Origin of the sequence: Rathayibacter sp. AY1E6, assembly GCF_002931115.1 — a bacterium.
In the GTDB taxonomy this organism is placed as follows: Bacteria; Actinomycetota; Actinomycetes; order Actinomycetales; family Microbacteriaceae; genus Rathayibacter.
Genome location: NZ_PSVK01000010.1, coordinates 1 through 25,138 on the forward strand (window position 1 = coordinate 1; position 25,138 = coordinate 25,138).

Sequence of the window (25,138 nt, forward strand, 5' to 3'; positions counted from 1 at the left end):
GCGTGGGGCCCGGAGGCGCACCGTGAGCGGCGCGCCCCCGGGGGCGCGCCGCTCACGGTGCGCCTCCGGGCCCCACGCCGCCCCTGACGATGGAGTCACGATGACGACCGCATCGACGCCCGTCGACGCCGAGCTCCCCCGATCCGCGGGGCTCCGGCGCCGCCACACGGCCGGGCTGCTGATCCTCCTCGCCGCGGTGGCTCCGCTGCCCTTCACCGCCGCCTCCCCGGCCGTCGCCCTCGGCGAGCCGACCTCCACCGACCCGATCGCGCCGGACACCGCCGACCCCGCGATCGAGTTCCACGACGGCGACTGCTCCATGGTCGCGACAGCCCGGGCAACCCCGTCGTGATGCGGAAGGCGCCCACCCTCGCGGCACTCGGCACCACCGCCCCGACCACCGGGTACACCGACACGAACCCCGGCGGCTGATCCCTCGTGCCGGTCGAGCAGCTGCCCCTCCCTGCCGGTCGAGCAGCCGCCCGGCGGCGTATCGAGCCCTTCGTGCTCCGCACACAGGCTCCGACACGCCCCTGACGGCGCTGCTCGACCCAGCAGGGCTCGGCACCCCGAGATCCTCTCCCCCTCCCTGAACCGCACTACTCCACTGAAGGAGCACCATGCCCCCCACCACCACACCCGCGCGGCGAGCGCCGCTGCGCGCAGCGCTCGCCGCGCTCGGCCTCGGAGCAGTGCTGCTCTCGGGCCTCGTCGCCCCGGCTCCGGCCGCGCAGGCGGCCGATGCCGTGATCCCGCAGCAGGGCCTCCTCGCCGACTACCGGTTCACGCAGACCACCGGCAGCACGGTCCCGAACACCGTGAGCGGAGGCGTGGGAGCCGCCACCGTCCGCAACGCGACCGACGCGCTCTGGACCGGCACGTCGCTCCGCCTCACCGGCGGCCCCAAGAGCAGCACCACCGCCCCCTGGGTGCAGCTGCCCGCGAACCTGCTGACCGGCCGCTCGTCGGCCACCGTCACGATCGAGACCCGCGCCGACGCGTCGATGCTCTCGAACTTCCACTTCCTGTGGAACATCGGCAGCGACAGTACGAACCAGTACTGGTTCGCGTCCGTCCGCGATCGCGTGCGCACCGCGATCACGACCAGCGGAGGGAACGGCGAGAACAACGCCCGCAGCGCCTCCGCCCTCACCGCCGACCGCTGGTACAGCCTCACGTCGGTGATCGACGGCAGCGCCGGCACGATCTCGTTCTTCGTCGACGGCGTCCAGGTCGCCTCGGCGCCCACCGCCCTGCGCCCCTCGTCGGTGGCCGACCAGTCGCTCAACACGATCGGCCGCGCACCGTACCCCGACCCGTTCTACACGGGCGAGGTCTCGGCGTTCCGCGTCTACGACCGCGCGCTCACCGGGGCGGAGGTGGTGGCCGTGTCGAGCGTCGACGCGAAGCCTCACGCCTCCACGTTCTCCCCGATCGCCGCCGCCGTGCTGGCCGGGGTCGCCCCGCTCACCGTCGACGACTCGACCACCAACCTGCCCGACTACGGGGGAGCGGTGACCTGGTCCTCCAGCGACCCGACCCTGCGCGTCTCGGCCGACGGCCGCACCCTCAGCGCCGACCGCCCCGCCGTGGGCCAGGCCGCGCGCACCTCGTCGCTCACCGCGACGGCGTCGATCCGCGGAATCGTGCAGACCCGCTCGATCGCCGTGACGGTCGAGCCGCAGGTCGGCGTCGACACCCCCTACGGCTACATGATGGTCCACTTCGTCGAGGACTCCCAGGGCTACGCCGAGAAGATCTACCTCGACGTCTCCCGCGGCGACGACCCGGAGAAGTGGGACCCGCTCAACGGCGCGAAGCCGATCCTGGCCTCCGACCTCGGCACCACCGGTGTCCGCGACCCGTACCTGACCTACAACCCCGACACGAAGAAGTACTACATCATCGCCACGGACCTCCGCGTCTTCGGCGGCGACCGGGGCCCCAGCGCCTGCGACACCTGGTGCTACTGGACCACCAAGGGCAGCACGAAGATGAACGTCTGGGAGTCGAGCGACCTCGTGTCGTGGAGCGACGTCCGGCAGTTCGACGTGGCGCTCGACGCCGCGGGGACGAAGAAGCTCGAGGCCGGCATGATGTGGGCTCCCGAGGCCACGTGGGTGCCGGACTACGCGGGACCCGGCAAGGGCGCGTTCGTCGTCTACTGGTCCTCGACGGTCTACCCGACCGCGGCGCACACGCCGGGCACCGGATCCTCCCGCGTGCTCTGGGGAGCGACCACGGACTTCACGCAGGCCACCTACTCGTACGGCGGCACCTTCATCGACACCGGGGCCGACACGATCGACACCACGCTGATCCAGGACTCCGGCACGACCTACCGGATCTCGAAGGACAACGGCACCGGCAAGGGCATCTACATGGAGTCGACCACCTCGGCGACCTGGTGGCTGCCGACGACCTCGTGGACGCAGATCCAGTCGCGCATCGGCGCGGTGTGGTCCGGCGGCAACCCCGGTGGGGTCGAGGGCCCCGCGGTGTTCAAGGACCACGGCGAGGACACCTGGTACCTGTACGTCGACGTGATCCCCGCGACCGGCTACAAGCCGATGGTGACGAACGACCTCGACACGGGCTGGACCCAGCTCACCGACCCGGGCTTCTCGCTCGCCTCGTCGACCAAGCACGGCGGCATCGTCTCCCTGACCGCGGGGCAGTACGCCGAGGTCCGCTCGGCCGACGCCGCCTCCGCGGTCCGCTCGGACCTCGGCGAGGTGACGGTCGCCTCCGGCACCGACGCCGCGGCGGCTCTGCCCGCCCGCGCCGACGTCGTGCTCGCCTACAACCGGGGCACCGCCTCGCAGCCGGTCACCTGGAACACCTCCGCGGTGGCGACGGCGCCCGGCCGCTACTCCGTCACCGGAGTCGTCCGCACGATCGGTGCGAACGACAACCAGTGGGTGGGCGCGAACGGATCGACGGCCTACAACGCCGCCGACCGTCGGCTCTCGAGCTCCACGGCCGTCACGGTCACCGCGACCGTGGTGGTGACGGCACCGACCTCGACGCTCACCGCGTCCACCCGCTGCGTCGCGGGCAAGGTCGTCCTCACCGGAGTGGTGAAGAACACGGGCACGACGCCCCTCTCGGTCGTCATCCGCTCGCCGTTCGGCGCCTCGCAGACGCTGACCGCCGCCCCCGGTGCCAGCGCCTCGGCCGCCTTCACCACCCGTCAGGCCTCGGTCCCGGCCGCCTCGCTCACCGCGGGCGCCCTGACCGCGGCCTACCTGGCGCGCACCTGCTGACGCACGCGCGCCGCTGACGCCGAGACGGCCCGCCCCCGCCGAGAGACCGCCCCACCGCGGTGCCTCGGCCGGGAGCGGGCCGTCTCGGCGTCGAGCGCCTCGGAGCTCCGCGGCGGCCGCCCCACATCCCGGCACGGCAGGCTGTACGGATGAGCGCGCCTGGAACCACCGACCCCCTCGACCACGTCCGCGTGCGCGGCGCCCGCGAGAACAACCTCCGGAGCATCGACGTCGACGTGCCGCGCGACGCCCTCGTCGCCTTCACGGGGGTCTCCGGATCGGGCAAGAGCTCGCTCGCCTTCGGCACGCTCTACGCGGAGGCGCAGCGCCGCTACTTCGAGTCGGTCGCCCCCTACGCGCGGCGGCTGATCGACCAGGTCGGCGTGCCGGACGTCGACTCGATCGAGGGCCTGCCGCCGGCCGTCGCCCTCCCGCAGCGGCGCTCCGGAGGCTCGGCCCGCTCCACGGTCGGCAGTGCGACGACGCTCTCGAGCGTGGTGCGGATGGTGTTCTCGCGCATCGGCGCCTACCCCGAGGGCGCGCCGATGCTGCTCGCAGAGGACTTCTCGGCCAACACCGTGCAGGGCGCGTGCCCCAGCTGCCACGGCATCGGCCGGGTCTACGACGTCCCCGACGAGCTGATGGTGCCGGACGACTCCCTCTCGATCCGCGACGGGGCGCTCGCCGCCTGGCCGACCGCCTGGCACGGCAAGCAACTGCGCGACAGCCTGATCTCGCTCGGACACGACATCGACGCTCCGTGGCGCGACCTGCCCGCGGAGGACCGCGACTGGATCCTGCACACTCCTGACTCCCCGCAGGTTCCCGTGTGGACCGACCGCTCTCCCGCGGAGGTGCGCGCGGCCGTGGCCGCCGGTGACGAGCCGCGCTACATGAGCACGTTCCTCGGGGTGCGCCGCTACGTGCTCGACACCTTCGCCGGCTCGAAGAGCGCCCGGATGCGCGAGCGCGCGGCCTCGTTCGTCGTCAGCGTCGCCTGCCCGGTGTGCGGCGGCCGGAGGCTGAAGCCCGACGCGCTCGCCGTCACCTTCGAGGGGCTCGACATCACCGAGCTGTCAGCGCTCCCGCTCGAGGAGCTGGTCGTCGTCGCGCGGCGCGTGCTGGAGCCCGGCTGGACCCCGGCCGACGGCGCTCCGCAGACCCGCCTGGCCGCGCAGCGGCTGGTCGAGGACCTCGTCGCCCGCCTCGCGCCGATCGTCGACCTGGGCCTCGGCCACCTCTCGCTCGACCGCTCCACGCCGACGCTCTCCTCGGGGGAGCTCCAGCGGATGCGCCTCGCGACGCAGGTGCTCTCGCGCCTCTTCGGCGTCGTCTTCGTGCTCGACGAGCCGTCCACGGGCCTGCACCCCGCCGACACGGAGGCGCTGCTCGGCATCCTGCGGACCCTGCGGGCGACCGGCAACACCGTCTTCTTCGTCGAGCACTCCCTCGACGTCATCCGCGAGGCCGACTGGATCGTCGACATCGGCCCGGGCGCGGGGTCGGGGGGCGGCACCGTCGTCTACTCCGGCCCGCTCGACGGCCTGCCGGGCGCCCGCGGCTCCGTCACCCGCCGCTACCTCTTCCCCGAGGGCGACCCGGCGCCGCTGCGCTCCCGCCGCACCGCGGAGCAGTGGATCGAGCTCGCCGGAGTCTCGCGGCACACCCTCGACGACCTCTCCGTCGCGTTCCCGGTCGGGGTGCTCACCGCGGTCACCGGCGTCTCCGGATCGGGCAAGTCGACGCTCGTGAACCAGGCGCTGCCCGATCTGCTGCGCGCCTCGCTCCGCGCCGACGTCGCCGAGGACGCGCCGACGGAGGAGGTCGGGGAGGCGGACCCGCTGCTCGACGCGGCGGCGGCGGCGACCCGCGGCACCGCCTCCGGGCCCGCGGACCGCCTGCGCCGGGTGGTGCAGGTGACCCAGACCCCGATCGGCCGGACCTCGCGCTCGAACGTCGCGACGTACACGGGCCTGTTCGACCGGGTGCGGACGCTCTTCGCGGCCACTCCGGAGGCGAAGCGCCGCCGCTTCTCGGCGAGCCGATTCTCCTTCAACCTGCCCAGCGGGCGCTGCCCCGTCTGCAAGGGCGAGGGCTCCGTGGAGGTGGAGCTGCTGTTCCTCCCGACCGTCGAGGCGCCCTGCTCGGCGTGCGGCGGCACCCGGTACAACGACGAGACGCTCGAGGTCACCCTGGGCGGCCGGACGATCGCCGACGTCCTCGCGCTGAGCGTCGCCGATGCGCGCGAGGCCTTCGCCGAGGACCGCGAGGTCGCCCGCCACCTCGACGCGCTGGTGGACGTGGGGCTCGGCTACGTCTCGCTCGGCCAGCCGGCGCCCGAGCTGTCCGGGGGAGAGGCGCAGCGGGTGAAGCTCGCCTCGGAGCTGCGTCGCGCCCAGCGCGGGGACACGCTCTACCTGCTCGACGAGCCGACGTCGGGCCTGCACCCCGCCGACGCCGACCGCCTGCTCGAGCACCTGCAGCACCTGGTCGACGCGGGCAACACGGTGATCGTCGTCGAGCACGACATGCGCGTCGTCGCCGACGCGGACTGGGTCGTGGACCTCGGCCCGGGGGCGGGCCGGGCCGGCGGCTCGGTGGTCGCGACGGGCACTCCGGAGGAGGTCGCCGAGGCCGCGGGCAGCCGCACCGCTCCGTACCTCCGGGCGGCTCTGGACCGGCGCCGCTGAGCGCTCGAGGACCCTGTCAGTCCTCTCACCGAAACCTCACCGAAAACGATTGTTAACGGTAACATTCGAGGCGGCCCGCCCCCCTGGGCCGGATTTCTCAACGACGAGAGGCCTCACGAATGAGACGACGACTCCCCCTGGCCACCGTGGCGGTGATGGCGCTGACGGCGGGTCTCCTGTCGGTCGGCCCCACGGCCCAGGCCGCCCCCACCACCTCGCTCGACGCCGCGAAGGTGCTCGAGCTCCCGTTCGACGGGTCGCTCGCCGACACCAGCGGTCGTGGTACCGCCCTCGGGATGCAGAAGGGCACGGCCTCCTACGGCACCGGCCTGAACGGCCGGGCGTTCGAGTTCACCGGATCGAACGCGATCTCGCTCGGCACTGCGGCGGCGCTGCAGCCCGCCGACCTCACCGTCTCCTTCTGGTACAAGCCGACCAGCGCGATGACCGGTGAGCAGGTCTTCACCTGGAACAAGACCGCCTACAACTCCGACGGCTGGTACCTCACCTCCGAGGGCGACGGCACCCCGCTCGCCCTCTCGATCGGCCCGTCCGGCGGTCAGCCGTACAAGGTCGCCGTCGAGACCGCGCGCTCCGGCTTCTTCCCCGCGGGGGAGTGGACGCACGTGGTCGCCACGTACGACAAGAGCACCAAGGCCGTCGCCTTCTACCGCAACGGGGTGAAGCAGACCGCCGTCGTCAAGACCGCGCCGTCCTCCTCCGCGTCCGGCGTCCTCGGCTCCGAGAGCACGTCGACGAAGACCCTCGGCTTCAACGGCCCCCAGTACAACGGCGCGCACCTGCGCGGCCTGCTCGACGACTACGCGCTCTACAACGGCGTCGCCACCACCACCGACGTCGTCGCCCTGACGAAGGCCGGGAACCCCTCCTTCGACCCCGCGAGCATCGCCCGGGCCGACCTCGAGCTGGTCGCCCCGCCCGCGAGCACCAGCACCGGCTTCACCCTGCCCACCGTCGGCGCGAAGGGGTCCGCCCTCAGCTGGACCTCCTCCGACCCGGCGACCGTCGCGATCAGCGGAGGCACGGCCGCGGTCACGCCGCCCACCGGCTCCGCGACGCAGGTCGTCCTCACCGGCTCCGCCACCTACGGGGGCAGCACCGCGGTCACGAAGACCTACACTCTCCAGGTGCAGCCCCGGGGAGTGAAGACGTCGAACTACCTTCTGGAGGCCGGCCTGTCCGACGTCTCCGTGCAGGACCCCTACCTCGAGAACGGGGAGCAGCAGACCGTCGAGTACCTGCTGAGCCTCGACCCCGAGATGTTCCTCTACTCCTTCTACCGCGAGGCCGGGCTCACGCCGACCACCAGCGGCGGATACGGGGGCTGGGAGCGCGAGAACGGCACCCGGTTCCAGGGCCACTTCTTCGGCCACTACCTCTCGGCGCTCTCGCAGGCCTACGCGACCGAGGAGGACGCGGCCACCAAGGCGGCTCTGCTCGCGAAGCTCACCGCTTCCGTCGACGGTCTGAAGAAGGTCCAGGACGCCTACGCGCTGAAGGACCCCGCGAACGCCGGCTACGTCTCGCCGTTCCCGACCCGCTACCTCCCCTCGGGCGGCGACGGCCTGCTCGTCCCCTTCTACAACCTGCACAAGGTGCTCGCAGGCCTCCTCGACGCCCACGACCAGGCGCCCGACGCCGTCTCGCAGAAGGCGCTCACCGTCGCCGGCGGCTTCGGCAGCTGGATCACCGCCTGGGCGGGCCGCCAGGCCAACCCCGGGCAGCTCCTGAACACGGAGTACGGCGGAATGAACGAGGCGCTCTACCGCCTGTACGAGACCACGCACGACCCGGCGCACAAGCGCGCGGCCGAGTACTTCGACGAGACCGCGCTGTTCCAGAAGCTCGCGAACAACGAGGACATCCTCAACGGGCTGCACGCGAACACGACCGTCCCGAAGCTGATCGGCGCGCTGAAGCGCTACCGCGTCTTCACCGACGACCCGGCGCTCTACGCCACGCTCACCGCCGCGGAGAAGTCGGATCTCGACATGTACCGCCGTGCCGCCGAGAACTTCTGGCGCATGGTCGACGAGACCCACACCTACGCCAACGGCGGCAACAGCCAGTCCGAGCACTTCCACGCACCCGGCACCCTGTACGAGTACGCCACGAACGGCCAGACCACCGGCTACGGCGAGAACTCGACCTCCGAGGGCTGCAACATCTACAACATGCTCAAGCTCACCCGGGCGCTGTTCCAGGTGACCGAGGACGTGAAGTACGCCGACTTCTACGAGGAGACGTTCATCAACGGCGTCCTCTCGGTGCAGAACCCGGACACCGGCATGGTGACCTACTTCCAGCCGCAGACCGCGGGCTACGCCAAGGTCTTCGGGCACGAGCTCGACGAGTTCTGGTGCGACCACGGCTCGGGTATCGAGAGCTTCACCAAGCTCGGCGACTCGATCTACTTCGAGAAGCCGAAGACCGTCTTCGTGAACCAGTTCCGCTCCTCGGTCCTCCGCTCCTCCGCGAACAACCTCCGGCTGACCCAGACGGCGGACATCCCGAGCACGGACACGGCGACCCTGAGGGTCGAAGCGCTGGCCGGAGGAGCCGTGGCCGCGGACACGACCCTCAAGCTGCGCGTGCCGTCCTGGATCGACGGAGCGCCGACGCTCACCGTGAACGGTGCCGTCCGTGCCGTCACGGCCCAGGCCGGATACGTCTCGGTCGCCGTCGCCGCCGGTGACGTGCTGACCTGGAAGCTGCCCGCCGCGGTCAGCGCGGTCGCGGACACGGAGAACCCCGACTGGACCGCGTTCCGCTACGGACCGGTGCTGCTGGCGACCGAGCTCAACCGCTCGAACGTCGAGGCGTCCTACGTCGCCGGCGTCCTGGTGCGCATGGGCACGGCCGACAAGTCCGTGAACTCGAACGTCGTCGTCGCGGACTCCGCGGCCTGGAAGTCCGCGGTCCGCGGCAACCTGGTCCGCCTGCCCGACGGCGCGGACGGCAACGGCCGCACGACGATGCGCTTCGGCATGAAGAACGTCGACGCCGCGTCCGCGGCCCGGGTGTTCACTCCGTACTACAGCCTCTACAACGCCCGCTACGCGACCTACATGACCCTGATCGAGCCCGACTCGGCCGCGGCCCAGGAGCTGATCCGGACGCAGAAGGAGCAGCTGCGCGTCGACGAGACGACGATCGACTCCCTCACCTCCTTCGACAACAACAACAGCGAGGCTGACAAGAACTACAAGACCGCGCGGTCCTCGGTGGGGACCTGGCGCGGCGAGGGGTACCGCGACGGCGAGCGCTCGGCGGAGGCGTACTTCCAGTACGACATGATCGTCGACCCGGCTCTGCCGGCGAACTACCTCGGGGTCCGCTACTACGGCGGCGACGCGGGACGCACCTTCGACGTCTACCTCAACGACGTGAAGCTCAAGACCGAGGTGGTCTCGGGAGCGGCCGGAGCGACGAGCTGGTACGTCCAGTACGACCGGATCCCGGCGTCGATCCTCAGCGGTCTCGCCGCGAAGGACAGCTACAAGCGCGACCAGAGCGGGAAGTACGTGCTCGACGCGAAGGGGCAGAAGATCCCCGTCGTCACGGTGCGCTTCCAGGGCACCGGATCCAGCTACGTCGGCGGTGTCTTCGGGGTCTACACGACCGAGTCGACCACCTACGCGGCGGACCCGGAGCTGACGAAGCTCTCCTCCGACGTCGGGACGCTCTCGCCGGCTCTCGCCGCCGGGGTCAGGGACCACACGCTCACGGTGCCGGCCGGCACGACGAGCGTCTCGCTCGACCTGGACCCGGCCGTGCCCAGCGGTCTGGTGAAGGTCGACGGCGTGCTGATCGACGACACCCTCCGCCGCACGGTGCCGCTCGCGGCGTCGGGCACGACGAGCGTGGTCGTCGAGTCGTCGGCGCAGGACCACACGACGACAGCGACCTACCGCCTCTCCATCGTCCGCGCCTCCGCGGCGACGGTACCGACGACCGTGGCGGCCACCAGCCGCTGCGTGGCGGGCAAGGTCGTGGTGACGGTCACCGCTCGGAACGATGCGAAGGTCCCGGCGGGGATCACCCTCGGCTCCGCCTGGGGCTCGAAGGCGTTCACCGGGATCGCTCCCGGGTCGAGCGCCTCGCACGCCTTCACCACCCGCGCCGCCTCGGTGGCCGCGGGCTCGGCGACGGTGACCGCGACGGCGACCGTGGACGGAGCATCGGTGACCACCACGAAGCAGGCCGCGTACTCCGCTCTCACCTGCAAGTGACGTGACGACGACGGCCGCCGGGGATCGCCCCCGGCGGCCGTCGTCGTCAGTCGGAGGTGCGGTAGAGGCCCTGGAGCAGCCCGATGACGTCGCCCAGGAGGGGCGGCGGGTCGCTCCGGATCCACGCGGCGTGCACGGGGACCGGCGGGGCGTCGCGGACGACCCGGTAGGCGAGGCCCTGCCGTCGGTACTGGCTCACCGTCGATTCCGCGGTCACTCCGCGGGCGGAGCCGCTGCTGATCACCGTGAGCCAGTCGTCGACGTCGGTCGTCGGGACGGTGATCCGCGGCCGGTCGTGCTCGGGCCAGAGGTCGAGCCGGGTGCTCCCGGTCCGGTCGTCGAGCGCCAGCGGAGCGGTCGCCACCTGGGCGAGGGTGACCGTGCGCTTCGCGGCGAGCGGGTCGTCGACGGACAGCGCGCAGTAGCGCTTCTCGGTGCCGATCAGAGCCGACTCGACGTCCGCAGCCGGGGATCCGCGCCGGAGGATCGCCAGATCGCTGAGGCCCTCGGCGAGCCCCGCGGTGGGGGTGTTGGAGCGGATCAGCTGCAGCTCGTGGCGGGGGAGCGCCGCGGCCCAGCGGCGCTGGAACTCCTGGGTGTGCTCGCCGAGAGCCGACCAGGCGTAGCCGATCCGGATCGTGTCCGTTCCGGCCGCCGCCTCCTCGCGCAGATCGTCGACGACGGCCAGGACGCGGCGGGCGTGCCGCAGCACCCGCTCGCCCGCCGGCGCGAGCTCGACGCTGCGGGTCGTCCGGTGGAGGAGCCTTCGTCCGAGGACGGACTCGAGCGCCGCGACGTTGCGGGAGACCGCCGTCTGGGAGATGCCGAGGTCGATCCCCGCGTCGGTGAAGGTCCCGGCGTCGACGACGCCGACGAACGACCGGAGGTGGCGCAGTTCCAGATCCATGACCGCATCCTATTCATGCGGTTCCCGCATCGATCGGACCGGTGATGCATTGTGAGCCGGGGCCGGACGGCTCGCAGACTTCCGGCATGACGAAGCAGCTCCCCGGCGACGGACGGACCGTCGGCGTCGCGACCGCCCTCGCGAGCGCCCTCTCGAATCAGCTCGGGGCGGCCTCCGGGACTCTGGCCTTCCCGGTCCTGGGATCCGTCGGAGTGGTCGCCGTCCGGCAGATCGTCGCCGCGCTGATCCTCCTCCCGGTCGTGCGGCCGCGGATCCGCGACCTGACCCGCGCGCAGTGGTGGCCCGTCCTGCTCCTCGCCGTGGTGTTCGGAGCGATGAACCTCACGCTCTACGCGGCCATCGACCGCATCGGGCTGGGGCTGGCGGTGACCCTGGAGTTCTGCGGGCCGCTGGCGGTCGCGCTCCTCGGCTCCCGGAGCAGGACCAGCGCGCTCTGCGCCCTCGTCGCCGGAGCGGGCGTCCTCGCGATCGCCGGGCCGAGGCCCTCGTCCGACCAGCTGGGGATCGCGCTCGGTCTCGCGGCCGCGTGCTGCTGGGCCGCGTACATCCTGCTCAACCGGATCATCGGACTCCGGCTGCCCGGAGCGCAGGGGACCGCCACGGCGACCGGGATCTCCGCCGCCGTCTTCCTGCCCGTCGCCGTCTGGACGCTCGTCTCGACGCGCCCCGACGCGGGCACCGTGCTCCTGGCGGTCGGCGCCGGCGTCCTGGCGACGGCCGTCCCGTTCGTGGCCGACGTGATCGCGCTCCGGAGGCTCCCGGCGAGCGTGTTCGGGACGCTCATGAGCGTCAACCCCGTCCTGGCCGCCCTCATCGGCGCGGTCGTGCTCGGGCAGGACGTCGGCGCGGCCGGATGGATCGGCATCGCCCTCATCGTCACCGCGAACGCGGCGGTCCTCCGGCGGGGGCGTCGCGCGCGGTGAGGCCCGGCGGCGGGCCGAGCGAGAGGTGATCCCGTCGAGATGCCGCCGCTGTGCGTTACCTGTTCGTTATGAAAAAGGCGCCTACACGACCAAACCAGGGACACCCTGGGAAACAGCAGGTCGCGGGAGAAAACTCTCCTCCATGAACCAGACAGCGGCACCCGTGCGCGAGCATCGAGCTCTCTACTTCCTGCTCGCCGCCCTCGCGGGCATCGTCACGGGCGGAGTCCTCCTCGCCGTCGCCGAGCTCATCGCCCTCGCGGTCGCCCGCACCGCGAGCCCCGTGCTCGCGCTCGGCGCCTTCATCGTCGACATCGTCCCGCGCCCGCTCAAGGAGTTCGCGATCGAGACGTTCGGCGAGAACGACAAGACCTTCCTGCTCGGCAGCGTGGGCGCCGCGGTCGTCGTCGCCGCCGCGATCGCCGGAGTGCTCCAGCTGGTCCGCCCGCCGCTCGGCCAGGTGCTGCTCGTGATCGCCGGCGGCCTCTCGATCGCCGCCATCGTGACCCGCACCGGAGCGTCGCCGCTCGCCGCGGTGCCCACGCTGGTCGGACTCGTCGTCGCCGTCGTCGTCATGCACCTCCTCTTCACGCGCCTGCGCGGCTGGCGTGCGGCCCGGGCCTCGGAGGCCAGGGGAACATCCTCCGAGGCCCGTCCGGGCGCCCTCGAGCGCCGCGGCTTCTTCCGCATCGCGCTGATCTCCGCCGTCGGCGCGGCCGTCGTCGGCACCGGTGCCCGCCTGGTCAACGCGGCGACCTCCTCCCTCGCCGGTGTCCGCGACGCCCTGCGCCTGCCGTCCCCGCGCAGCACCGTCTCGGTCCCCGCGGGCGCCGAGCTCGACATCGAGGGCATCACCCCGCTCTACACGCCGAACGCCGACTTCTACCGCGTCGACACCGCCCTCACCGTGCCCAACCTGGACCCGTCGGCCTGGTCGCTGAAGATCACCGGCATGGTCGACCGCGAGGTGACGCTGAACCTCCAGCAGATCTTCGACATGGGCCTCGACGAGTACGGCATCACCCTCACCTGCGTCTCGAACCAGGTCGGCGGCAACCTCGTCGGCAACGCCAAGTGGCTCGGCGTCCCCCTGCGCGACGTGCTGAAGATGGCCGGCGTGCAGAGCGGAGCCGACATGCTCCTCTCCACCAGCAGCGACGGCTACACGGCGTCCACCCCGATCACCGCGGTCACGGACGAGAACCTCGACGCGATCCTCGCCGTCGGCATGAACGGCGAGCCCCTCCCGTTCGAGCACGGCTTCCCGGTGCGGATGATCGTGCCCGGCCTCTACGGCTACGTCTCGGCCACCAAGTGGCTCACCGAGCTCAAGGTCACCACCTTCGAGGCCGACCAGGCCTACTGGACCCCGCGCGGCTACTCCGCCGAGGCCCCCATCAAGATGTCCTCGCGGATCGACACCCCGCGGATCGGCGTCCCCGTCACCTCGGGCGCTCTCAAGATCGCGGGCGTGGCCTGGGCGCAGAGCATCGGCATCGAGAAGGTCGAGGTGAGCATCGACAACGGCGACTGGCAGGAGGCGACGCTCTCGACCCCGGTCAACCTCGACACCTGGGTGCAGTGGTTCGTCGACTGGGACGCCCAGCCCGGCTCGCACTACGTCGCGGTCCGCGCGGTCGACAAGAACGGCATGGTCCAGATCGAGGACCGCGCGCCGGTCGCGCCCGACGGATCCTCCGGCTGGCAGCGCACGCTCATCAACGTCACCTGACGCCCTGCGGAGGCGCCGATCCCCGGGGGTCGGCGCCTCCGGTGCGTCCGGCGTCCGTCGCGACGACGCCCCCGCAGTGCGGACGGCCCTGACGCGACGTCGCCTTGGCGGCAGGCGCCGCGGCACGTCCCGGCCCGGCGCGCAAGCCTCCGCGGCGGCGCGGCCCGCGAGGAGGCGCCGCTCTAGCCTTCGAGGATGCGCTCCCGGCTCCTCCACCTCCGCGAATCCTTCTGGTTCCTCCCGGCCCTGTTCGGCGTCCTCGCCGTCGGGCTGGCGCTGGGGCTGGTCGAGGTCGACCATCTGCTGGTCCGCGCCGGTGTCAGCGGCATCCCCCTGATCGAGGACCTGTCGCCGACCGGCGGCCGGGCGATCCTCTCGGCGATCGGCGGGACGATGCTGGGCGTCGCCGCGACCTCGTTCTCGATCACGATCTCGGTGCTGGCGACCACGTCCTCCGCCTACGGGCCCCGGCTGGTCCGCAACTTCATGGCCGACCGCGGCAACCAGGTCGTCCTGGCGGTGCTCACGTCCACGTTCCTGTACTCGCTGATCGTGCTGCGCGCGGTGCACACCGAGGAGGACGCGTCGCTGACGTTCGTGCCGGTGGTGGCCGTCTCGTTCTCGGTGCTGCTCGCGGTGGGCGACGTCGCGGTGCTCGTCTACTTCATCCACCACATCGCGCTGTCGGTGCAGGTGACGACGCTGCAGCAGCGGGTGCTCGGCGAGCTCGTCGACGTCATCGAGCGGCTGCACCCGGAGAGCGGGGAGGAGCCGACGGACGCGGAGGAGGCCCTGCCGCCGGCGGGGCGCGAGCCGGTCGTGCTGCGGGCGGTGCGCGGCGGCTACGTCGAGCAGCTCGAGATCGAGCGGCTGGTCGCCCTGGCCCGCAGCGGCGACGCGCGGCTCCGGGTGCTCGCGCTGCCCGGCGACCACGTCCTCGTCGGCGACCCGGTGCTCGAGGTCCTGGAGGGGTCCGTCGCCCAGGAGGAGGCGGTCGCCGCGGTCGTCGTCGCCGACGCCCGTACCCCGCACCAGGACCTCCGCTACGCCGTCCAGCAGGTGGTCGAGATCGGAGTCCGCGGGCTCGCGACCGGCACGAACGACCCGTACACCGCGGTCGGCGCCGTCGAGGCCCTGACCAGCGCGCTCGTCGACCTCTGCGGCCGGCCGGAGGCGCGCGGCCGCTACTCCGACGCCGACGGAGTCGTCCGCCTGGTCGTCCCGTGGCCTCGAGCGGGCGAGCTTCTGGCCGACGTGTTCCTCGCCCTGCGCTCGTACGCGATGGAGCAGCCGCTCGTCGTCCGCGCCGGCGTGCGCCTCGCCGAGCGGCTCGCGGTCGTCGCCCGCGGGGGTACCCGCGTCGAGCTGCACCGCCAGGTCCAGGCGTTCGCCGCCGCGCACGCCGCCGCCGACGGCGACGCCCTCGAAGCGCCGGCCCTGCGCGCGTCGCTCGCCGCGCTCGAGGCGCGCCTCGCGGCCTGAAGCCGGCCTGTCGGATGCTCCGGGAGGCCGCACCGCCAATGGAGTGCTCGAATCGATTCGAGTAGGCTCGGCGCATGACAGAGAACACCACTGAGCTGCGCGTGGGGGTCGTCGGCCTCGGCTTCGCCGGCACCACCCACCTCGACGCCTTCCAGTCCCTGCCCGGCGCCCGCGTCGTCGCGCTCGCCGGCCAGGAGGAGGCGCGCCTGCACGAACTCGGCGCGACCCGCGGCGTCCCCGACCTCTACGCCGACTGGGAGGAGCTCGTCGCCCGCGACGACCTCGACGTCGTCTCCATCGGCGTCCCGAACCACCTGCACCACCCGATCACCGTGGCCGCGCTCGCGAGCGGCAAGCACGTCTTCTGCGAGAAGCCGCTCGCCACCACCGCTGAGCTGGCGGCCGAGATGGTCGAGGCCGCCCGCACGAACGACCGGGTGCTCGAGATCGCGTACAACCACCGCCGCCGCGCCGACGTCGCCTTCCTCCGCGACTACCTCGACGACGCGCCGCTGGGCGACGTCTACCACGCCCGCGCGAGCTGGCAGCGGCGCACCGGCATCCCCGGCATCGGCTCCTGGTTCACGAGCAAGGAGCTCGCCGGCGGCGGCCCGCTGATCGACCTCGGCTCCCACGTGCTCGACATCGCGCTGCACCTGCTCGACGAGCCGCGCGTGACCAGCGTCTCGGCGGTCGCGTACGGCGAGATCGGCCGCTCCGGCCGCGGAGGGCGCCCGCACGGCGTCGCCGCCACCGGCACGCACGCGTTCGAGGTGGAGGACTTCTCGAGCGCCCTGCTGCGCCTCGACAACGGCCGCTCGCTCCAGCTCGACGCCTCCTGGGCGAGCTACTCGAAGGTCGACGAGGACATCGAGGTCGAGATGCTCGGCTCGGCCGGGGGCGCGCGCCTCCACATCGCCGACTACGCCACGGAGGGGACTCTGACGCTCTACTCCGAGGTCGCCGGAGCGCCGACCGTCTCGCACCCCGACGTGAAGGTCCCCGCCGGGCACCACCGCTCCGTCATCGCCGAGTTCCTGGAGGCGATCGCCTCGGGAGCCGACGCGCCCGCGGGCGGCCCCCGCTACTCCGGCCACTACGGCGAGTACGCGCTGCACCGCAGCCGGGTGGTCGACGCGATCTACCGCTCCGCCGCCGAGAAGCAGGAGGTGGCGGTCGCATGAGCGCCCCGATCGAGGTCCTCGTCTGGAACGAGTTCCGCCACGAGACCCGCGGCGACGAGACCGTGCTGCGCCACTACCCGGACGGCATCCACCGCGTCATCGCGGACGGGCTCGCGGAGTCGCTCGGCGACGCCGTCTCGGTGCGCACCGCGACGCTCCCCGAGCCCGAGCACGGGCTCACCGAGGAGGCGCTCGCGACGACGGACGTGCTGCTGTGGTGGGGGCACATCGCGCACGAGGAGGTGTCGGACGAGGTCGTCCAGCGCGTCCTGCGGCACGTGCAGGAGGGGATGGGGATCCTGGTCCTGCACTCGGGCCACTACTCGTCGATCTTCAAGGCGCTCATGGGCACGACCTGCTCGCTGAAGTGGCGCAACGACCGCGACCGCGAGCTGGTCTGGACGATCGCGCCCACGCATCCGATCGCCGAGGGCGTGCCCAGCCCGCTGATCATCCCCGAGCAGGAGATGTACGGCGAGTACTTCGACATCCCGGTGCCGGAGGAGACGGTGTTCCTGTCGACGTTCACCGGCGGCGAGGTGTTCCGCTCCGGCGTGACCTACACCCGCGGCCTCGGGAAGGTCTTCTACTTCTCGCCCGGCGACCAGGACTACCCCGTCTACCACCACCCGGACATCCGGCGCGTGCTGGCGAACGCCGTCCGCTGGGCCCGCCCGACCCGGCCGCGCACGCCCCTCACGGCCGACCACCACCCCCGGGGCTGGTTCGAGTCCTGACGCGAGCTCCCGCGCCCTCCCCTCCCTCTCCGCGAGATGCCGCTCCGGTACGCGACACGCCGTGCCGGGCGCACCGACGTGGCGTCCCGCGGGGGAGGTACTGGGGGGATGCAGCAGTCGGAGGGGCGCGAGCCGGACGAGGTGCGCCGGTACGGGGAGGCTCCGGAGCAGATCGCGGACGTCTTCCGCGGGGCGCCCGGCGACGCGCGCCGGCCGGTCGTGCTCGTGCACGGCGGGTTCTGGCGGGCGCGGTGGGACCGGCGGCACGCCCGGCCGCTCGCGGCGGCACTGGCCGACCGCGGGCACGACGTGCTCCTCCCCGAGTACCGGCGCACGGGCGACCCGGGAGGCGGCTGGCCGGGCACCGGCGACGACGTCCTGGCCGTGCTCGCGGCGCTCCCGGCACTGCTGCCCGGCGCCGGACCGGTCGCCCTCGTCGGCCACTCCGCCGGCGGCCACCTCGCCGTCTGGTCGCAGGCCGCCCGTCCGTCGCCGCACGTCGCCGCTGTGATGGCACTGGCGGGCGTGCTCGACCTGGCCGCCGCCTCCGCCGACCGCCTCAGCGACGACGCCGTGGGGGAGCTCCTCGGCGGCGACCTCGCGCTGCTCCCGGGCGCCGACCCCGCGCAGCTGCCGGCGCCGCCGCAGCCGATCACGCTGATCCACGGCGTACTCGACGAGGACGTCCCTGTCGTCTACAGCCGCCGATACGCCGACCGGCACCCCGCCGTGCAGCTGCACGAGCTCGCCGACGCCGACCACATGGCGCTCGTCGATCCGACGACGCCCGCCTTCGCGATCCTCCTCGCCGCGCTCGGCTGACGCGCGCCGGGAGCGGGACTGCGACGCTCCGCCCGCCGAGGCGCGACGGGAACAGGCCCCCTACAGGACCGGCGGGTACAGGAAGAGCGGGACCTGCGCGGTGGGGAAGGTGCGGGTCACGTAGCTGTGCTTGCCGCCGTAGTTGTACTCCTCGAGGAGCACGGTGCCGTCGTCGTTGACCTTCTGCACGTACGAGACGTGGTTGTAGGTCCACCACGCGACGCAGCCGACGATCGGGACGCTGCTGGTCGCCCAGCCCTTCGCGGCCCAGTTGTCCGGCCACTCGTAGGCGCTGCCGCCGAGCGGGGTGATGTTGCCCCACGTGTACTTCCACGGCGCGGAGGTGCGGCCGGCGTCGCGGTTGAGGCGCCAGGCCACGAAGTCGACGCACTCGCGGTAGTAGTAGCCGAGGGGCGAGAGTCCGCCGCCGTCGTCGTCGATGGTCTCGTAGGGCCACGGGTAGTCGTCGCCGACCGCGCGGGTCTGCACGGTCGAGAACTCGCCGCCGTCGGATCCGGAGAGCACGGCCGCCTGGCGGCTGGCCTCGTCGAGCTGCGCCTGGGTCGGTGCGGCGAAGGCGTCGCGGACGGCGGTCTGGCCGGCGGCGTCGGAGGAGACGGTGAGGTTCTGGAGGCCGACCCGGTTCGCGGCGGCGCGGCCGGTCGCGGTGGCGGAGGAGCTGCGGGCGCCGTACGCGGGGATCGCGGCCGTGGCGAAGAGGCCGCCGACCACCGAGAAGGTGCCGAAGGCCAGGGCGCGGCGGCTGAGGCCACGGGCTCGGGCGGGCTCGGCGGCGCGGGGAGCGACGGGGCGGGAGGCGGACGCGCGGCGCGGTGAGGCCGGGATCGACCGGGAGGCGGGGGAGGCGACGGCGGGGATCTCGACCGACACGGTCGGAGCGGTCGCCACGGCCGTTGCGGCGTCGACGGCGGTGGGCGCGGAGTCGCCAGCGGCTGCGGAAGCGGCGGAGTCGTCCGATCCGCTGCGCTCGGCCTCGGTGCCGGCGGTCGCCGCGCCCGTCTCCGTCTCGGCCCGGGCCGCACGGCGCTCGGCCTCGCGGGCCTCGCGCCGGGTCAGGGGTGCAGTGGTCGGGGTGCCGGCACTCTCCTCAGGGGTGGGAATGCCTGGCTTCGACACGCGTGCGTTCTCCTCGGGTGACGGTGGTGACGGGGGGTCGGGGGCCGGTGGGGATCCGGCGACGAGCCACTCTAGCCCGAGGCCCGCGCATAACGGAACGATCACGACGGATCCGGCACGGATGCTCCGACCGCTCGCGCCCGTGCGGTGCCAGGATGGGGCGCAACCGGGAAGGAGCTCCTCATGACCGCACCCACCCCCACCGGGCCCGTCCTCGTCGGCATCGTCGACGGCCAGCGACCCGAGGTCCTGCGCACCGCCGCCCGCGTCGCCGCCGACGCCGGAGCCGCCCTGCTGCTCGTGTCCGTCTCGGCCGATCCGTACCTCGTCGGCGAGTACGTCGATCCGATGACCGGCGGCATCCCGCTCGGCTTCGTCGGCGCCGCGGCCGACCGCGGCGAGGGCCCGTCCCTCCCGCCCGGGCTCCGCGAGACGGTCGAGCACGAGCTGGACGGCAGCACCGTGCAGTGGTCGCTGCGCGCGGCGCGGGGCGAGCCCGCCCTGGCGCTCGCCGAGGTCGCCGAGGAGGTCGACGCGCGGATGATCGTGGTCGGCACCCGCGACGCGGGCGTGCTCGCGAGCATCGCCGAGTTCCTCAGCGGGAGCGTCGCCGCCCACCTCGCGCACCGCCAGCACCGCCCCGTGCTCGTCGTCCCGCGCGCCGACCGCGACCCGTCGCGCCCGGCGCCCTGGGACCTCGCGGAGTGACGCGACCCCTCCACCTGCGCCCCTCCGCGATCCTCCTCGTCGCGGCGGGCGGAGCCGTCGGCACGGCTGCGCGCGCCGCGATCGGCGCCGCACTGCCCCCGCTGGGCGTCGTGCCGGTCGCGACGCTCGCCGTGAACCTGCCGGGCGCGTTCCTCCTGGGCCTCCTGCTCGAGGCGCTGGCACGGCGCGGGCCGGACGAGGGCGGGCGCCGCACCCTGCGCCTCCTGCTCGGCACCGGCGTGCTGGGCGGATTCACGACCTACAGCACCTTCTCGCTCGACACGGTCGCGCTGCTCGAGGGCGGCCACGTCGTGGAGTACCTGCTCTACACCGGCGGCACGCTCGTGCTGGGCGTGCTCGCCGCGGCGCTGGGCATCGCGGTCGCGGGGCGGCGGAGGGCGGCGGCGTGACGCCCGGCCTTCTGCTCGCGGTCGCTCTCGCGGGCGGAGTCGGAGCGGCCGCGCGGCTCGTCGTCGACGGGGTCGCGCGGTCGCTCGTGCCGGCGCGCTGGCCGGTCGGCACCGCGCTGATCAACGTCAGCGGATCGCTGCTGCTCGGAGTCGTCACCGGGCTCGTGCTGGCCGGTGTCCTCGACCCGGTGTGGCGGGCCGTGCTCGGGACGGGCGTGCTCGGCGGCTTCACCACGTTCAGCACGGCGAGCGTCGAGACCGCGCGGCTCTTGCTCGACCGGCGCTGGGCGGCCGGCCTGGGGTACGGCGTCGGCACGGCGGCGCTCGCCGTCGCGGCGGCCGCCGCGGGCCTCGCGCTGACGGGCGTCCGGCTGTCCTGAGCAGCGCGGCGGGCGAACCGGAGCGGCGTGCGGCTCTGCTCCTCACCGCCCTTCCGCGGAGCCCACCCCACGCCCCTCCGCACCCGCCTCATCGACCCCGCCCCGTCACTCCTGATCCCCCCGCTCACGGGGCAGGCGCCCGCCGCCGCCCGCGAGCCGACGCGGATCCTCGCGCGGTGACCCCCGGTCGAGGGACGCCTCGACCTCCGGAGCATGGGTGAAGATCGGCGGATGACATCCGTGGGGGCCGTTCCGGAGCTCAGGCTGGCCGTCGTCGACGACCAGCCCCTCTACCGGCACATGCTGTCGTCGCTGCTGCGCGCGGTGCCGGGCGTGCGGAGCGTCGTGGAGGCCGGATCCGCCACGGAGGCGCGGTCGGTGCTGCGGCCCGCGGAGCTCGACGTGGCGATCCTCGACATCGAGCTCGGCGACGGGGACGGCATCGAGCTCGGGCGCCGGCTGCGGTCCACCGCGCCGGGGCTGGGCATCGTCCTGCTCTCGGCCGTCGACGCGATGCACCGCTTCCTCCGCCTCGACCGCGCCGAGGCCCGCGGCTGGAGCTACCTCTCGAAGACCTCCTCCCTCTCCGCCCCCGCGCTGCTCGCCTCCGTCCGCGCGACGGCGGACGGCCGCACCGTGCTCGATCCGGCGCTGGTCGCCGCCCGCGCGGCCCGCCGCGACTCCCCGGTCGCCGCGCTGAGCCCGCGCCAGTACGAGGTGCTCTCGGGTCTCGCATCGGGGCTGACCAACGCCGCGATCGGCGAGCGCCTCGGCATCGCGGTCCGCTCGGTCGACAACCACGTCAACGCCGTCTACGCGGGCCTCGGCGTGCGGTCGGACGGCGAGCGCAACCCGCGGGTCGACGCGACGCTCCTCTTCCTCGAGCACACCGGATGAGCGCCGGCCCGAGCGACACGCGCGAGGACAACCGCATCGTCCTCGGAGCGATGGCCCTCCTCGGCGGCGTCCTCTCGCTGCTGGCCGCGCTCCAGGCCGTCTTCGCGCTCGGGATGCTGTCGCGGACGCTGCGGAGCGTCGATCCGGGGCCGCTGCTCGACGTGACGACGCGCGTCCTGGTCAACGTGTCGACGATCGGGCTCGCGATCGCCCTGGTCGCGGTGCTGCGTCCCGAGCGCTCGACCGGCGGCGGCCGGGTGGCCCGGACGGCGATCATCGCCGTGGGGATGGGACTCGTCCGCTGCTGCCTCCAGGTGCTGACCGGCGTCTACCCGCTCTCGGCCCTCCCCGCTCTCGCGGTCGAGCTGGTCGTCGGATCCACGGTGATCGCGCTGATCACGGCCTACGGCTACCTGCTCGTGCGCGCGGCGCGGCGGGTTCGCGAGAAGGAGCGGGAGCACGCCCGCGCCTCCGTGCAAGCGCTCGAGGCGGTGCAGGCCCTGCAGCGGGAGGAGCTGCGGGTGCGGCGCGACGTCGCGCAGAGCCTGCACGGCGGCCTCCAGAACGGACTGGTGGTGCTGACCGCCGAGCTGCACGCGGTCGCGAGCGCATCCGACGAGGCGGCCTCGGAGCGGCTGCTCGCCATCGCCGCCCGGCTCGACCGGCTCCGCGAGGACGAGGTGCGCGCGGTCGGCCACGCCCTCTACCCGGTCGAGATCGACCACGGCCTGGTCCCCGCCGTCCGCGACCTCGTCGCGCGACTCCCTCCCGAGATCGCCGTCGACCTCGACCTCGGCCGCATCCCGGCGCTCGCCGCCGAGGGCGCCGAGGCGCCGCTCGACCAGCGGATGCTCCTGGTCCGGCTCCTGGAGGAGGCGGTCACCAACGCGCTGAAGCACGGCGGCGCCTCCTCGCTGCGGGTGCGCGGCGACGAGGAGGCGGGCGTCGTGGTGCTCACCCTCGACGACGACGGCCGCGGACTCGTCGAGGGGTCGACGCGCTCGGGCCTGGCGCGGCTGGAGCGGCAGCTCGCGGTCTACGGGGGCTCGTTGGAGCTCTCGGACTCGCCCGTGCTGGCGGGGGCGCGGCTGAGGGCGCGGCTCCCGCTGTCCGACGCGGACGGCGGCGGGGCGGAGTAACGGGACGGGCGCTCCCGCCGTCCCTCGCGTCGAGCACAGGGCGGTCCGAGGGACGGATTCATGCCGGATGGCGAGCCGTCTCCTCGTGCCCGCCCCTCACGCCGGGTAGACCAGCAGATCCTGCGGAGCGACGGTGAAGCCTGCCTCGCGGCCGGGCGCGAGGTCGAGGCGCGCCGCGTCGGCCGCCGGGACGTCGGCGGTCAGGAGCGCGCTGCGCACCCGCACCGCGTCTCCCCGCTGCTCCACGTCGGTGATCACGGCGCGGAGGCCTCCCTCTCCGACGGAGACGGCGGAGGGACGGACCGCGGCGAGCACCGCGGCGCCGACCGCGACCGGCTCGGCCGCGACTCCGGACAGCTCGTGCCCGCCGGCGGTGCGCAGACCCGTCGCGGTGCGGACGCCGTCGAGCAGCTCGAGCCCGGCGAGCTCGGCGGTGAACGCGGTGCGCGGGCGCGTGAGGACCCGGGAGGTCGGCCCCTCCTCCACCACACGGCCGCCGTGCAGCACCAGAACCCGGTCGGCGAGGGTCCAGGCGTCGAGCACGTCGTGGGTGACCACGATCGCCGAGCGGTCGGCGAGCACCTCGCGGAGCATCCGGCGGAGGACCGGGGCGGTCCGGGCGTCGACCGCGGCCAGCGGCTCGTCGAGCAGCAGGAGGCGCGGGTCGGTCGCGAGGGCCCGGGCGAGTGCGACCCGCTGAGCCTGGCCGCCGGAGAGACTCCCCGGGCGCCGGTCGGCCAGGTCGGCCACGCCCGCGGCGGCCAGCTCGCGCTCGGCCCGCTCGAGGGACCGCGCCCGTCCGGCGCCGGCGCTGCGCGGACCGAACGCCGCGTTCTCGCGCACGCTGAGGTGCGGGAACAGCAGCGGGTCCTGCGCCAGCAGGGCGACGGGGCGGCGGTGCGGAGGAGTCCAGCGGCGGTCGTCGAAGAGCAGCGCGCCGCCGGCGGTCGCCCGCCCGGAGTCGGCGCGGACGAGGCCGGCGATCAGCTCGAGCACGGTCGACTTCCCCGCGCCGTTGGGCCCGAGCAGCGCGATCGTCTCGCCCTCGGCCACGTCGATCCGCACGTCGATCCCGCGCGCCGCGAGCCGCGCCTCCAGCAGCAGGCTCACCGCGGCACCCCCCGGGCTGAGCGGCCGTGCGCGAGACCGATCACGAGCACCGCGACCACCACGAGCACCAGCGCGAGGGCGACCGCCGCGTCCGGATCGCTCTCCCGCTGCAGGTAGATCTCGAGCGGGAGGGTGCGCGTCGTGCCCTCGAGGCTGCCGGCGAAGGTCAGCGTCGCCCCGAACTCGCCGAGCGCCCGCGCGAACGAGAGGATCGCGCCCGAGGCGAGGCCCGGCAGGATCAGCGGCAGCGTGATCCGGCGGAGCACTGTCCCGGGGGAGGCGCCGAGCGTCGCTGCGACCGACTCGTACCGCGCGCCGGCGCTGCGCAGTGCGCCCTCGAGCGTCAGCACCAGGAACGGCAGGGCCACGAAGGTCTGCGCGATCACGACGGCGGTGGTCGAGAACGCGATGCGGACGCCGAGGGCCTCCAGTGCGCCGCCGAGCAGGCCCATCCGCCCGAAGGTGAAGAGCAGCGCCAGCCCGCCGACCACCGGCGGGAGCACCAGCGGCAGCAGCACCAGCGAGCGGAGCAGGCGCTGGCCGGGGAAGGCCGTGCGGGCGAGCACGAGGGCCATCGGGGTGCCGAGCAGCAGGCAGAGCAGAGTCGCGACGGCGGAGGTGCGCAGGCTCAGCAGGAGCGCGGCGACGGAGGAGTCGGAGGTGATCAGCGGCAGGAACTGCGGCCAGTCGACGCGGGCGAGGATCGCGGCGAGCGGGAGCAGCACCAGCAGGGCGCCGAGCGCGGCGACGGCCACGACCCAGCGCGGCAGGCCGGACCCGGTGCGCATCAGCCGCGGGCGAGCGGCGTCTCGACGATGACCGTGGTCGCCTTGACCACCGCCACCGCGGGCGACCCGGGCTCGAGCCCGAGCTCGCGGACCGCCTCGCTGCTCATCAGCGAGACCACGCGGTGCGGACCGCACTGCAGCTCCACCTGCGCCATCACGGTGTCCATCACGATGCCGGTGACGATCCCGACGAAGCGGTTGCGGGCCGAGCGCGCGACCGGGGACGGATCCTCCGGCAGCACGGCGTTCGCGCGGGCGAGCCGGGCGACCTCGAGGCCGTCGACGACGCGTCTCCCGGACGCGTCCTTCGCGCTCTCGAGCGTCCCGTTCTCGATCCAGCGCCGCAGCGTGTCGTCGCTCACGCCGAGCGCGGCGGCGGCGTCCCTGATCCGTATCTGCGGCATGGAGTCGATCCTACGTCCGCGGCTGAGCCTGTGCAGTGCCCGTCCCCTCTCCACGAGATGCCGCTCCGGTGCGCCTCCTGCGGCGTGCCGCGCATCCGGGTGGCATCTCGCGGAGAGGGAGGAGAGGAACGCGGAGGGACGGACGCTG

General features: G+C 73.5%; 20 protein-coding genes. 15 read left to right on the forward strand and 5 right to left on the reverse strand.

The annotated features are described in order from the left end of the window. Positions 1 to 100: 100 nt before the first annotated feature. The 4 genes from C5C46_RS09925 to C5C46_RS09950 all read left to right on the forward strand — a co-directional run bounded on the left by C5C46_RS09925 (position 101) and on the right by C5C46_RS09950 (position 10,209). The gene (locus C5C46_RS09925; RefSeq protein WP_104226573.1) at positions 101 to 352 is read left to right on the forward strand and encodes a hypothetical protein; all 252 of its coding nucleotides are present in this window, start codon (positions 101 to 103) and stop codon (positions 350 to 352) included. Between the two features lie 268 nt (positions 353 to 620). Continuing rightward, positions 621 to 3,266, forward strand: coding sequence for a LamG-like jellyroll fold domain-containing protein (locus tag C5C46_RS16930; protein WP_181136514.1), 2,646 nt, complete (start codon positions 621 to 623; stop codon positions 3,264 to 3,266). A 149-nt stretch (positions 3,267 to 3,415) separates the two neighbouring features. Next, on the forward strand, positions 3,416 to 5,956 hold the full coding sequence (locus C5C46_RS09945; protein WP_104226574.1) for an excinuclease ABC subunit UvrA: 2,541 nt from the start codon (positions 3,416 to 3,418) through the stop codon (positions 5,954 to 5,956). A gap of 119 nt (positions 5,957 to 6,075) precedes the next feature. Further along, the gene (locus C5C46_RS09950) at positions 6,076 to 10,209 is read left to right on the forward strand and encodes a beta-L-arabinofuranosidase domain-containing protein (protein WP_104226575.1); all 4,134 of its coding nucleotides are present in this window, start codon (positions 6,076 to 6,078) and stop codon (positions 10,207 to 10,209) included. 46 nt (positions 10,210 to 10,255) lie between these two features. Here C5C46_RS09950 and C5C46_RS09955 read toward each other — a convergent pair whose 3' ends face one another. Then, complete coding sequence (locus tag C5C46_RS09955) at positions 10,256 to 11,116, reverse strand: LysR family transcriptional regulator (protein WP_104226576.1); 861 nt, start codon at positions 11,114 to 11,116, stop codon at positions 10,256 to 10,258. A gap of 86 nt (positions 11,117 to 11,202) precedes the next feature. Here C5C46_RS09955 and C5C46_RS09960 point away from each other — a divergent pair, with 86 nt between their 5' ends. From C5C46_RS09960 to C5C46_RS09985, 6 genes are all read left to right on the forward strand, one after another. After that, on the forward strand, positions 11,203 to 12,060 hold the full coding sequence (locus C5C46_RS09960; RefSeq protein ID WP_104226577.1) for a DMT family transporter: 858 nt from the start codon (positions 11,203 to 11,205) through the stop codon (positions 12,058 to 12,060). 142 nt (positions 12,061 to 12,202) lie between these two features. Next, a complete protein-coding gene (locus C5C46_RS09965) occupies positions 12,203 to 13,792 on the forward strand; it encodes a molybdopterin-dependent oxidoreductase (protein WP_104226578.1) in 1,590 nt (529 codons plus the stop codon). Positions 13,793 to 13,987: 195 nt separating this feature from the next. After that, positions 13,988 to 15,274 carry a DUF2254 domain-containing protein gene (locus C5C46_RS09970; RefSeq protein ID WP_104226579.1) on the forward strand — a complete coding sequence of 429 codons (1,287 nt, stop codon included), beginning with the start codon at positions 13,988 to 13,990 and terminating at the stop codon, positions 15,272 to 15,274. Between the two features lie 74 nt (positions 15,275 to 15,348). Further along, the gene (locus C5C46_RS09975; RefSeq protein ID WP_104226580.1) at positions 15,349 to 16,458 is read left to right on the forward strand and encodes a Gfo/Idh/MocA family protein; all 1,110 of its coding nucleotides are present in this window, start codon (positions 15,349 to 15,351) and stop codon (positions 16,456 to 16,458) included. Then, positions 16,455 to 17,195, forward strand: a complete 741-nt coding sequence (locus C5C46_RS09980) for a ThuA domain-containing protein (protein WP_104226581.1) — start codon at positions 16,455 to 16,457, stop codon at positions 17,193 to 17,195. Before C5C46_RS09975 ends, C5C46_RS09980 begins: the two co-directional genes overlap by 4 nt. 108 nt (positions 17,196 to 17,303) lie before the next feature. Then, complete coding sequence (locus C5C46_RS09985; RefSeq protein WP_104226582.1) at positions 17,304 to 18,017, forward strand: alpha/beta hydrolase; 714 nt, start codon at positions 17,304 to 17,306, stop codon at positions 18,015 to 18,017. 60 nt (positions 18,018 to 18,077) lie between these two features. On the opposite strand, the gene C5C46_RS09990 is transcribed toward C5C46_RS09985, so the two are convergent. Continuing rightward, the gene (locus tag C5C46_RS09990) at positions 18,078 to 19,154 is read right to left on the reverse strand and encodes a CHAP domain-containing protein (RefSeq protein WP_146078975.1); all 1,077 of its coding nucleotides are present in this window, start codon (positions 19,152 to 19,154) and stop codon (positions 18,078 to 18,080) included. Positions 19,155 to 19,337: 183 nt separating this feature from the next. On the opposite strand from C5C46_RS09990, the gene C5C46_RS16935 reads away from it, so the two are divergent. The 5 genes from C5C46_RS16935 to C5C46_RS10010 all read left to right on the forward strand — a co-directional run bounded on the left by C5C46_RS16935 (position 19,338) and on the right by C5C46_RS10010 (position 22,688). Then, positions 19,338 to 19,862 (forward strand): universal stress protein, encoded by a 525-nt coding sequence (locus C5C46_RS16935; RefSeq protein ID WP_104239244.1) that lies wholly within the window; start codon positions 19,338 to 19,340, stop codon positions 19,860 to 19,862. Further along, positions 19,859 to 20,272: a CrcB family protein gene (locus tag C5C46_RS16940; protein ID WP_104313543.1), complete on the forward strand. Its 414-nt coding sequence runs from the start codon at positions 19,859 to 19,861 to the stop codon at positions 20,270 to 20,272. Before C5C46_RS16935 ends, C5C46_RS16940 begins: the two co-directional genes overlap by 4 nt. Continuing rightward, positions 20,269 to 20,652 carry a CrcB family protein gene (locus C5C46_RS10000; protein ID WP_104226584.1) on the forward strand — a complete coding sequence of 128 codons (384 nt, stop codon included), beginning with the start codon at positions 20,269 to 20,271 and terminating at the stop codon, positions 20,650 to 20,652. Before C5C46_RS16940 ends, C5C46_RS10000 begins: the two co-directional genes overlap by 4 nt. Positions 20,653 to 20,883: 231 nt before the next feature. Then, complete coding sequence (locus C5C46_RS10005) at positions 20,884 to 21,549, forward strand: response regulator transcription factor (protein ID WP_104226585.1); 666 nt, start codon at positions 20,884 to 20,886, stop codon at positions 21,547 to 21,549. After that, positions 21,546 to 22,688, forward strand: coding sequence for a sensor histidine kinase (locus tag C5C46_RS10010; protein WP_104226586.1), 1,143 nt, complete (start codon positions 21,546 to 21,548; stop codon positions 22,686 to 22,688). Before C5C46_RS10005 ends, C5C46_RS10010 begins: the two co-directional genes overlap by 4 nt. Positions 22,689 to 22,784: 96 nt before the next feature. Here C5C46_RS10010 and C5C46_RS10015 read toward each other — a convergent pair whose 3' ends face one another. From C5C46_RS10015 to C5C46_RS10025, 3 genes are read right to left on the reverse strand one after another with little or no spacing between them, the layout of a single operon-like run. After that, on the reverse strand, positions 22,785 to 23,798 hold the full coding sequence (locus C5C46_RS10015) for a sulfate/molybdate ABC transporter ATP-binding protein (RefSeq protein ID WP_104226587.1): 1,014 nt from the start codon (positions 23,796 to 23,798) through the stop codon (positions 22,785 to 22,787). Next, positions 23,795 to 24,586, reverse strand: a complete 792-nt coding sequence (locus tag C5C46_RS10020; protein WP_104222446.1) for an ABC transporter permease — start codon at positions 24,584 to 24,586, stop codon at positions 23,795 to 23,797. The genes C5C46_RS10015 and C5C46_RS10020 overlap by 4 nt, the downstream gene beginning before the upstream one ends. Further along, on the reverse strand, positions 24,586 to 24,990 hold the full coding sequence (locus tag C5C46_RS10025) for a molybdopterin-binding protein (RefSeq protein WP_104222447.1): 405 nt from the start codon (positions 24,988 to 24,990) through the stop codon (positions 24,586 to 24,588). The genes C5C46_RS10020 and C5C46_RS10025 overlap by 1 nt, the downstream gene beginning before the upstream one ends. Positions 24,991 to 25,138 lie beyond the last annotated feature (148 nt).

Bases quoted from the DNA above. Each gene is read 5' to 3' on its own strand.
- C5C46_RS10005 (WP_104226585.1), top strand. From the start codon at position 20,884: ATGACATCCGTGGGGGCCGTTCCGGAGCTCAGGCTGGCCGTCGTCGAC.
- C5C46_RS16930 (WP_181136514.1), top strand. From the start codon at position 621: ATGCCCCCCACCACCACACCCGCGCGGCGAGCGCCGCTGCGCGCAGCG.
- C5C46_RS10020 (WP_104222446.1), bottom strand. From the start codon at position 24,586: ATGCGCACCGGGTCCGGCCTGCCGCGCTGGGTCGTGGCCGTCGCCGCG.
- C5C46_RS16935 (WP_104239244.1), top strand. From the start codon at position 19,338: ATGACCGCACCCACCCCCACCGGGCCCGTCCTCGTCGGCATCGTCGAC.
- C5C46_RS09975 (WP_104226580.1), top strand. From the start codon at position 15,349: ATGACAGAGAACACCACTGAGCTGCGCGTGGGGGTCGTCGGCCTCGGC.
- C5C46_RS09945 (WP_104226574.1), top strand. From the start codon at position 3,416: ATGAGCGCGCCTGGAACCACCGACCCCCTCGACCACGTCCGCGTGCGC.
- C5C46_RS09980 (WP_104226581.1), top strand. From the start codon at position 16,455: ATGAGCGCCCCGATCGAGGTCCTCGTCTGGAACGAGTTCCGCCACGAG.
- C5C46_RS10010 (WP_104226586.1), top strand. From the start codon at position 21,546: ATGAGCGCCGGCCCGAGCGACACGCGCGAGGACAACCGCATCGTCCTC.
- C5C46_RS09925 (WP_104226573.1), top strand. From the start codon at position 101: ATGACGACCGCATCGACGCCCGTCGACGCCGAGCTCCCCCGATCCGCG.
- C5C46_RS09985 (WP_104226582.1), top strand. From the start codon at position 17,304: ATGCAGCAGTCGGAGGGGCGCGAGCCGGACGAGGTGCGCCGGTACGGG.
- C5C46_RS09965 (WP_104226578.1), top strand. From the start codon at position 12,203: ATGAACCAGACAGCGGCACCCGTGCGCGAGCATCGAGCTCTCTACTTC.
- C5C46_RS09970 (WP_104226579.1), top strand. From the start codon at position 13,988: ATGCGCTCCCGGCTCCTCCACCTCCGCGAATCCTTCTGGTTCCTCCCG.
- C5C46_RS09955 (WP_104226576.1), bottom strand. From the start codon at position 11,116: ATGGATCTGGAACTGCGCCACCTCCGGTCGTTCGTCGGCGTCGTCGAC.
- C5C46_RS10025 (WP_104222447.1), bottom strand. From the start codon at position 24,990: ATGCCGCAGATACGGATCAGGGACGCCGCCGCCGCGCTCGGCGTGAGC.
- C5C46_RS09960 (WP_104226577.1), top strand. From the start codon at position 11,203: ATGACGAAGCAGCTCCCCGGCGACGGACGGACCGTCGGCGTCGCGACC.
- C5C46_RS09950 (WP_104226575.1), top strand. From the start codon at position 6,076: ATGAGACGACGACTCCCCCTGGCCACCGTGGCGGTGATGGCGCTGACG.